Here is a 1193-nt window from a genome sequence, read left to right as displayed (position 1 = left end):
GGCAATGCTGATCAAGCCGAGTAAACGCGACTGATTGCGATGGCGCATGCGTAAACTTTCCGAATCACCAATGAAAATGGTCATTCCGGTTCATTTGGTCGCGCCGCAGGCGCTTTGCGCGGGCTTTTCACCCGTGTTTCGCCCACTACGGGCGCACCGGTGCCGTAAATCGACCTCGCGACAGGTAAAGGTTCGCTAGCGCGAGCGAAACGAAGGCGCGATTGGCATTCTTCGCCAGACCGCGATAACGTACCTTCGTGAAGCCCCACAGCCGCTTGACCACGGCGAACACATGTTCGACGCGGGCGCGGATCTTCGACTTGTTGCGGTTCCTGCGGCGCGCCACTTCATCAACGCTGTCCTTGCGGCGCGTGCGCTGATTCGTGAAGTCGCGAGCCTTCGGGGCCTTGCCATGGATCAGCGCTTTCTGGCTCGCGTACGCGCTGTCGCCATAGACCCGCTGCTCGTGCCCGTGCAGAAGCTGTGGCAGTGGGTGCTTGTCGTGCACATTGGCCGCCGTGACAACCGCGCTATGCGCCAGCCCGCTCTGGCTATCAACGCCGACGTGGAGCTTCATGCCGAAATACCACTGCTGTCCCTTGCGCGTCTGATGCATTTCGGGGTCCCGCGCTTTCTCCCTGTTCTTCGTCGAAGAGGGTGCGCCGATCAGCGTAGCGTCAACGATCGTGCCGCTCTTGAGCTTTGCACCGCGTGCCTGCAACACCCGACCCACCTCGGCGAAGATTCGCTCGCCCAGCTTGTGCTCTTCAAGCAGGTGCCGGAACTTGAGCAGTGTCGTGGCGTCTGGAACGGTTTCGCTGCCAAGGTCAATGCCTACAAAACCACGCAGGCTGAGGCTGTCGTACAGCGCCTCTTCGCACGCAAGGTCGGCAAGGTTGAACCAGTGCTGCACAAAATGAATCCGCAACATGCGCTCCAGCGCAATCGGCGGGCGGCCATTGCCGCGTTTCGGATAGTACGGGGTCACCACTTCACACAAGGCCGCCCATGGCACGAGCCGGTTCATCTCATCGAGAAACACCTCGCGTCGCGTAGGTTTGCGCTGCGCTCCGAATCCTCCGCATTGATCGACCGCCATCGCCAGTGTCAGTTGGTTCTTCATTTTTTTTACCGTTGCATGTCTACGCAATAACGCATGACAGCCATGAACGGTGGACTTGATCAGCATTGCC

The 1193-nt window shown here is 59.6% G+C and carries 1 protein-coding gene; it reads right to left on the bottom strand.

The window, feature by feature from the left end; genetic code table 11:
* Positions 1-145: 145 nt before the first annotated feature.
* The gene (locus tag AB4Y32_RS40340; protein WP_439899908.1) at positions 146-1123 is read right to left on the bottom strand and encodes an IS5 family transposase; all 978 of its coding nucleotides are present in this window, start codon (positions 1121-1123) and stop codon (positions 146-148) included.
* Between the last annotated feature and the right edge of the window lie 70 nt (positions 1124-1193).

Source organism: Paraburkholderia phymatum (genome assembly GCF_040965635.1).
Lineage (GTDB): Bacteria > Pseudomonadota > Gammaproteobacteria > Burkholderiales > Burkholderiaceae > Paraburkholderia > Paraburkholderia phymatum_B.
Note: the sequence above shows the minus strand (reverse complement) of the source record. Positions and strands in the feature narration are given on the sequence as shown.

What these genes read in the sequence shown, in the direction of transcription:
- AB4Y32_RS40340 (WP_439899908.1), bottom strand. Translation starts at nt 1,123, where the DNA reads ATGAAGAACCAACTGACACTGGCGATGGCGGTCGATCAATGCGGAGGA.